Genomic DNA, 7,012 nt, shown 5'->3' on the forward strand with positions numbered 1-7,012 from the left:
AATGAAAACTCTGACCTTATTTGCCACCACACTCACCCTGCTCGCTACAGCCACGCTGACCCAGGCGGCAGTGCCAGCGAGTGAAGCGGCGAAGCTGGGCAACAGCCTGACGCCCGTCGGTGCAGAAAAAGCCGGCAACGCCGACGGGAGCATTCCCCCATGGACCGGCGGTCTGGCCGAGAACGCGGGCAGCGCAGGGCCCAATGGTGCGCTCAGTAACCCCTTCGCGGCCGAAAAGCCGCTGTTCACCATCACTCCGCAAAATGTCGCACAGTACCAGGACAAACTGACGCCGGGCCAGTTGGCCCTGTTCAAGCGCTACCCCGACAGCTTCCACATGCGGGTGTTCCCCAGCCATCGAAGCGCGGCCCTGCCCGAAAACGTAAACCAGGCCATCGCCAGGAACGCAGTGAAGTCGACACTTATATCCGGCGGCAACGGCCTGTCGGACTTTGAAATCGCCACGCCCTTCCCTATTCCCCAAAATGGGCTTGAGGTGGTCTGGAATCACATCACCCGCTATCGCGGCGGCAGCGTGCGGCGCACCCACGTCCAGGCCACACCATTGGCCGACGGTACCTTCAACCCCGTGTACTTCAAGCAGCAGTTCACCTATCGCGACCAGTTGAAAGACTTCGATCCGCAAAATCCGGGCAATGTGTTGTTCTACTACAAGCAACTGGTGACGGCGCCAGCCCGTTTGGCCGGCGATGTGGTGCTGGTCCACGAAACTCTCGACCAGGTGAAGGAACCGCGCATGGCCTGGATCTACAGTGCCGGGCAGCGACGCGTGCGACGCGCCCCACAGATTGCTTACGATGGCCCGTACCCGGCCTCGGACGGCCAACGGGTGGCAGACAACTTGGACATGTTCAACGGCGCACCGGACCGCTATGACTGGAAGCTGCTCGGCAAAAAGGAAATCTACATCCCCTACAATAGCTTCCAACTGGAGTCGCCCGCACTGAAGTACACCGACGTGATCAAGCCGGGGCACATTAACTCCGATATCACCCGCTATGAACTGCATCGGGTATGGGTGGTTGAGGCCGACCTCAAGGCTGACCAGCGTCATGTCTATGCAAAACGCGTCTTGTACTTTGATGAGGACAGCTGGCAAATCGCCCTTGCCGACCACTACGATGCACGCAATACCTTGTGGCGCACCGCCGAGGGCTTCATGACGCCGCTGTACGACAAGAAGATTCCGTGGATGGGTGTCGAAGCCCTGTATGACCTCATCAACGGGCGCTACCTGGTCTCCGGGATGCGTAACGAAGAGAAGGACAGCATGGACATCGGTTTCAAGGCCGTCGCGGCAGAATACACACCAACCGCCTTGCGCAACGACGGCATTCGTTAACGCATCGTCAATATGGTCGAGACAGAGTCAACGGGTTGGCCGCCAGCGCAGCTGGCGGCTTCATACCTGGCACTCCGCTTCAAGTCGCACCTGGCTACACAGGCCAGCTCATCAATGCGCGGGCCACAACAGTCTCCAGTTGCTGTCGCGCAGTTCCCGCAGCGGCTTGCAGGCACAGACCGTCGAACACCGTCTGGATGTAAAGCGCCAGTGCGTCGGCATCTTGTGTGCTGGCCAGGTCACCCTGCTGCTGCGCCAGCTCGAAACGCTCGCGCAACATGGCTCTTATACGATTACGTCGACGACTGAGCTCTGTAGCCACATCACAATCAGCCAAGCCGTTCGCAAGCCCCGACTGAACCAGCAGGCAACCCAAAGGCTCGTCTGCAGTGGTGAGCCACTCAACAGCACCTATCAGCATTCGCTTGGCGGCCTCGCGGCCTGTAGGTGCAGCCAGGATCCAGTCACGGTGGGCGAGCCTGCGTTGGTCGTAGCGTTCAAGCACGGCATCAAACAACCCGCGCTTGCTGCCAAAGGCGAAGTAAAGGCTGGGGGCGCTGATGCCCATCGTCTTGGTCAATTCCGCCACAGAGGTGCCGTCGTAGCCTTTGCTCCAGAAAATATCTGTGGCCTTGTCCAGAACGGCGTCCTCGTTAAACTTTCTCGGACGTGCCATCGCCTGCCCTCCTGATAATTTAGCGATCATTCTATTATGAGCTTGACCAGCCTCGCCAGCGCTCGTAATGTAGTGATCACTATATTACTGATGAGATGAAACCATGACGCAGACACTTGTTGGAAAAATAGCGCTGGTTACCGGAGGTAGCTCCGGCCTGGGCCTGGCCACGGCAAAACGCTTCGCACGGGAAGGTGCTCGGGTATTCATTACCGGTAGAAACCAGGCTGCTCTTGATGATGCCGTTGCCTTGATTGGCGAACAGGCTGTGGCGATTCAGGGGGATGTCTCCAACGATGCTGATTTGGAGCGCGTATCGCAGGTTGTCGGCAAGCAGGCAGGGCGACTGGACATCCTGTTTGCCAATGCTGGGATTCTTGAGCGCGCACCTCTTGGCGAGATCACCGGAGAGTCCTTCGACCGTCTGTTCGCAGTGAATGTAAAAGGGATGGTGTTTACCGTTCAGAAACTGCTGCCGCTGCTAAGTGATAGGGCCAGCATTGTATTGGTCTCTTCACTGGTCGGCAGCAAAGGCATGCCCGGCAACAGCATCTATGCCGCCACCAAGGCCGCTATCCGCAGTTTCGCCCGCGGTTGGATGCTCGACCTTAAGCATCGCAACATTCGCGTGAACGTCATCAGCCCGGGAGCCATTGAAACCCCAGGCCTCAAGGGTGCTGCGCCGGACAAGGAAGCTGCAGAGGCCATGCTTGGCCTCTTCGCCGAACTGATCCCGGTTGGGCGCGTCGGACAACCCGATGAGATTGCCAAAGTAGCCGTCTTCCTGGCCTCCGACGGAGCCAGCTACATCAACGGCGCTGAAATCCCAGTTGATGGCGGCTGGGCACAGGTGTGACCCCTTTTACTCACTAACAGAAGGTCAATCATGGGCAAGATATTGGTGACAGGCGCCTCTGGCGAATTGGGCTCTCAAACCCTGAAAGCACTGCTGCAAATCACGGAAGCGAACCAATTGGTTGCGATGGTCCGAGATCCTGGCAAGGTTCAGGCACTCGCGGCGCAAGGTGTGGAAGTTCGGCGCGGCGACTATCTGGATCAGTCGTCACTGATTGCAGCATTCGAAGGCATCGAGAAGGTGTTGATGGTTTCGGCAGTTGCGTTCACGGACCGTTTGCCACAGCACCTAAATATCATCCAGGCGGCAAAATATGCCGGTGTCAGCCACCTCGTCTATACGTCGATCCAGCGCAAAACCGGGTCAGTCAACCTGATCTCGATGGTGACCGAATCGGACCTTGCCACTGAGCAGGCCTTGGTAGACAGCGGGCTGGCTTACACCGTAGTACGCAATAGTGTGTACCAGGACTCCTTGCCATACTTTTTGGGAGCACGCTGGGCCTCCAACGGTGTTCAAGTTACCGCAGGTGATGGCCGCGCAACGCTGGTTTCACGAGCAGATCTAGCGTACGCCAACGCATTGATCCTTACCCAAACAGGCCACGAGGGCAAGACCTATACCCTTGGTGCCAGCGGAGCGATTTCATTCCGAGAAATAGCAGCGGCATTATCAGAGGTCGTTGGTAGGAAAGTCCCTTATCAGACCGTGTCGAAGGAAGTACTCGCCGCAAGGCTAGTCGGTGATGGCATCCCCGCTCCTGTTGCTGACTTTTTGCACGAGTGGATCGCGGCGGTAAATACAGGTGAATTCGAGGAGATTACCGGTGATCTGGAGCGCTTGATCGGCCGACGTCCGATCAGTTGCCTGGAATTCATTGGATCAAATTATAGCGCTGTAAATGAGTCACTATGATGCCTTAGCTTCGCTCAACAAGATCGATAGGGAGCAAATAGCGAGAATCTGATGTGAGGTCAGGCTCGGTTTTCGATATCAGAGTTAACACCTTCGGTAACTCGTACGGCGTACGTGAGTGAATCCTCCCTAGTTTCGTAGACACCTGAGGGCCGCTTTTGGCCGATGTTTTCTGCCCAATTTGAAAGGCCGAAATCGGTCAAAAGCGGACTGATTGAACCTTGCCTCAGCTTGCTTTTTTTGACTTCGACATATCTAGGAAAGCCGAGGCGATGCAGATGTGCAATTTCTCTGCTAAAGATCGGGCGAGATGATAACCAACCACCTGGCCGTAATTTCTCTGTTAGCCAAGTCAGTGTAGTTACTGCTGACGCAGCACAGATGACTACTTCTTCATAAGCTGCGCCACCTTGGCCACGCCCGCCTGGGCACAGACTTCATCCTTGTCACCACCTGGTGAACCCCCGACGCCAATCCCGGCAATGGTTTCGCCATCCACTCTAAATGCTACGCCACCGGGTAACGCTGTCACGTTAGGCGTACTGGCAAGCGATTCAGCCACTACAGGAGGGAACTTCGAGATGACTCCGATAAAACCACTTGTAGTATCTACGTTGAAAATCGTGCCCATAGTCACTACGGTGTAAGCTTTGCGATAGCTACTATCTTTAGTGCTGATGACAGCCCGATCAGCCCGTAGAATTACTTGCGGGGTGCCAGATACATCCACAACAGTCGCGGTAACGTCATAGCCGTTAGCTTTACAGGTATCTACTGCCGTTTGAGCGGCAATGATGGCACTGTTCAAAGGGAGCGCTTTACTGCTAATAGATATTTGAGCCTCTGCAGGCGCTTGCAATGCTAGCCCAATAATCACGGCTAACAATGCGGGTTTAGCTACACAATGACACTGCTGCGCGAAAAATCTTTTGATCGACTTACTGACACTATCGGGTTTCATTGATTTAATCTCACACTGAAAGGGACAATGGTAACAGCTGATCGCAGCTTCCATGCGGCCGGACCATATTACAATTTGCAGATTAAAAAAATAACCACCAGGTTGTGATTAACACTTAATCATAGAATAGTTAAATTGGATGGCCTGCCCAGCCTTGAAATAGAGTGCTCGCCACTTTACTCCAAGAGGCTTTAGTATTTACTTGGGTTTTTTATTTATGGGCAATTATCTCTATTTGCCAAACCTCGATAGTAATTGCCTAAGCTGAGGCACAGAAAAATCTATAAAGCTGCGCAACTTTGCAGGCATTGAATTTCGAGAAAGGAAAACCACATGGACCGGAACAGGTTCAGCTTCAAAACTTCGAAGAACATACTTCAGCTTTCCAGCCTTTATCGCGTCATATACATCGTGTTCAAGAACGGACGTAATACCGACCCCATTAATGGCTGCATCAACGGCTGCATCTGGTGAGGAGACAAGCAACCTGGGTACTAGGTCAACTGTACAGATTTTCCCATTATCCTGACTGCGATAGCGCCATGGCGAAAGACTGGGGCTGTCAAATACAATGCAGGGAAACCCATGTAAGTCTTCAGGCGTTTTGGGCGAACCATATTTATCCAAGAGAGCCGGGCTTGCTACCATGACTACTCTCAATGAGCCCACTCGTTTAGCGATTAGGCTACTGTCCCGCAAGTGCCCGACCCGAATAGCTACGTCAGCGTGCATATCTACCAGGTCAATAATACGATCAGACTGTAATAACCGGATTCGAATCTCCGGATAGAGTTCGAGGAACTGGTTGATGACAGGAAGCACTCGCAGGCGCGCGACTTGTACTGGCGAGCTGATGACCAGCTCTCCTCGAGGGGTCGTAAACTCACCCACGGCACGCCTTTCCAATTCGCTCACGTCCTCCAATATTCGTCTGGCTGTTGCAATGTACTCAAGGCCTGCATCGGTAAACGCGAGCTTTCTCGTCGTTCTTATAAGCAGCTTTGTGCCTACCAGCATTTCAAGGTTGTTAACGTTTCGCGTGAGCGTTGCAACCGGAATGTTTAACTTTCTGGCCGCCGCAGACAAACTACCTTCATCAGCTGAAGACACCAGCATTGCCATCGCATCCAATCGGTCCAAGTGACGCCCCAAAAATATGCAGAAGAAATTTTAGTTCAAGGACGAGACGTTCGGCCTTGAACATTTTCGTTGTGATGCTGCCGCATACTAAAACTGCGTCAGGCCACCATCTACCACCATTTCGGTCCCTGTGGTGTATGACGAATCATCACTTGCCAGGAACAGCACGGTCTTCGCCAGCTCCGCAGGATTTCCGAAACGCTTAAGTGCTACCTTGTCAGTAACAGTAGCCGCAACCTGGGAAAGCACCTCTTCTGGCAGGCCAATTTTACTGTAAAAAGGGGTTGCTATGGCGCCCGGGCTGACAGCGTTGACACGAATGCCGAGCGGTGCCAATTCAGCGCCTAAGGTACGAACCAGAGAGCGAGCTGCGGCCTTGGTGGCGGCCAGAATCGACATGCCTGGAAAACCTATGGTGTTCAGGAAAGAGGTCGTAACGATAATGCTTCCGCCCTCGCTCATCAGAGGGACTGCCTTTTGGATCGTGAAAAATGTTCCTGTGAAATTCAGTGCAAGGTTATCGTTGATGTACTCCTGCGTTACGGCGGCCAGCGGAGCGACGGTAGTGGCACCAGCATTTGCAAATACGATGTCGATCTGACCGAACTTTGCACGGGTTTCTTCAATGGCCCGATCGATGTCAGATACCTTGCGCAGGTCAGCTTGAATCAATAACACGCTACCATTGAGCTCGTTGCCCGCGACTTCCAAGCGTTCCGCGTTCGAACCAACCAGTACAACATTCGCTCCCTCCGCTTGGAACAGCTTTGCTGTTTCCAAGCCGATACCTGACGTGCCGCCGGTAATAAAGGCAACTTTGTTTTTGAGTTTCATGATATTCCCCTTCATGTTATTAAAAGTAATTAAGTCGGCTGGCAAAAAACGAGAACGCCATCCTGCAACTACCATTCGGTAAATGGGTTGCTTGTTCGAATGGTATATCTCGTCGAAATTTTGTGGAATTCGTTGAAATCGCGTAAGACTTAATCAAAAAATGAAGAAATTGTTGAAGTGGCGTTCTGAACGGTGAACTCTTTCTTTTTTGGCTCCATCAAGGCCTTTCCCACTGTCCGCTTTCGGCCCAGAGTGTGTCAAAACCCT

General features: G+C 53.5%; 7 protein-coding genes. 3 read left to right on the plus strand and 4 right to left on the minus strand.

Annotation, left to right across the window (positions count from 1 at the left end; all coding sequences use genetic code 11):
- The first annotated feature begins 1 nt into the window (after window position 1).
- Entirely contained in the window at window positions 2-1,363 is a 1,362-nt protein-coding gene (locus tag HX875_RS18020) for a DUF1329 domain-containing protein (protein WP_177044229.1), read from the plus strand.
- A gap of 94 nt (window positions 1,364-1,457) precedes the next feature.
- On the opposite strand, the gene HX875_RS18025 is transcribed toward HX875_RS18020, so the two are convergent.
- Complete coding sequence (locus HX875_RS18025) at window positions 1,458-2,039, minus strand: TetR/AcrR family transcriptional regulator (protein WP_177044230.1); 582 nt, start codon at window positions 2,037-2,039, stop codon at window positions 1,458-1,460.
- Window positions 2,040-2,142: 103 nt separating this feature from the next.
- On the opposite strand from HX875_RS18025, the gene HX875_RS18030 reads away from it, so the two are divergent.
- Both HX875_RS18030 and HX875_RS18035 read left to right on the plus strand, forming a co-directional pair.
- The gene (locus HX875_RS18030; protein WP_177044231.1) at window positions 2,143-2,895 is read left to right on the plus strand and encodes an SDR family NAD(P)-dependent oxidoreductase; all 753 of its coding nucleotides are present in this window, start codon (window positions 2,143-2,145) and stop codon (window positions 2,893-2,895) included.
- Window positions 2,896-2,925: 30 nt separating this feature from the next.
- Entirely contained in the window at window positions 2,926-3,810 is an 885-nt protein-coding gene (locus tag HX875_RS18035; RefSeq protein WP_177044232.1) for an SDR family oxidoreductase, read from the plus strand.
- A gap of 385 nt (window positions 3,811-4,195) precedes the next feature.
- Here HX875_RS18035 and HX875_RS18040 read toward each other — a convergent pair whose 3' ends face one another.
- From HX875_RS18040 to HX875_RS18050, 3 genes are all read right to left on the minus strand, one after another.
- Window positions 4,196-4,825, minus strand: a complete 630-nt coding sequence (locus HX875_RS18040; RefSeq protein WP_177044233.1) for a GlcG/HbpS family heme-binding protein — start codon at window positions 4,823-4,825, stop codon at window positions 4,196-4,198.
- A 177-nt stretch (window positions 4,826-5,002) separates the two neighbouring features.
- A complete protein-coding gene (locus HX875_RS18045) occupies window positions 5,003-5,911 on the minus strand; it encodes a LysR family transcriptional regulator (protein WP_218171957.1) in 909 nt (302 codons plus the stop codon).
- A gap of 87 nt (window positions 5,912-5,998) precedes the next feature.
- Window positions 5,999-6,745 (minus strand): SDR family oxidoreductase, encoded by a 747-nt coding sequence (locus HX875_RS18050; protein ID WP_177044234.1) that lies wholly within the window; start codon window positions 6,743-6,745, stop codon window positions 5,999-6,001.
- Window positions 6,746-7,012 lie beyond the last annotated feature (267 nt).

Origin of the sequence: Pseudomonas yamanorum (assembly GCF_013386765.1) — a bacterium.
Lineage (GTDB): Bacteria > Pseudomonadota > Gammaproteobacteria > Pseudomonadales > Pseudomonadaceae > Aquipseudomonas > Aquipseudomonas yamanorum_A.

What these genes read in the sequence shown, in the direction of transcription:
- HX875_RS18020 (WP_177044229.1), top strand. Translation starts at nt 2, where the DNA reads ATGAAAACTCTGACCTTATTTGCCACCACACTCACCCTGCTCGCTACA.
- HX875_RS18025 (WP_177044230.1), bottom strand. Translation starts at nt 2,039, where the DNA reads ATGGCACGTCCGAGAAAGTTTAACGAGGACGCCGTTCTGGACAAGGCC.
- HX875_RS18030 (WP_177044231.1), top strand. Translation starts at nt 2,143, where the DNA reads ATGACGCAGACACTTGTTGGAAAAATAGCGCTGGTTACCGGAGGTAGC.
- HX875_RS18035 (WP_177044232.1), top strand. Translation starts at nt 2,926, where the DNA reads ATGGGCAAGATATTGGTGACAGGCGCCTCTGGCGAATTGGGCTCTCAA.
- HX875_RS18040 (WP_177044233.1), bottom strand. Translation starts at nt 4,825, where the DNA reads ATGGAAGCTGCGATCAGCTGTTACCATTGTCCCTTTCAGTGTGAGATT.
- HX875_RS18050 (WP_177044234.1), bottom strand. Translation starts at nt 6,745, where the DNA reads ATGAAACTCAAAAACAAAGTTGCCTTTATTACCGGCGGCACGTCAGGT.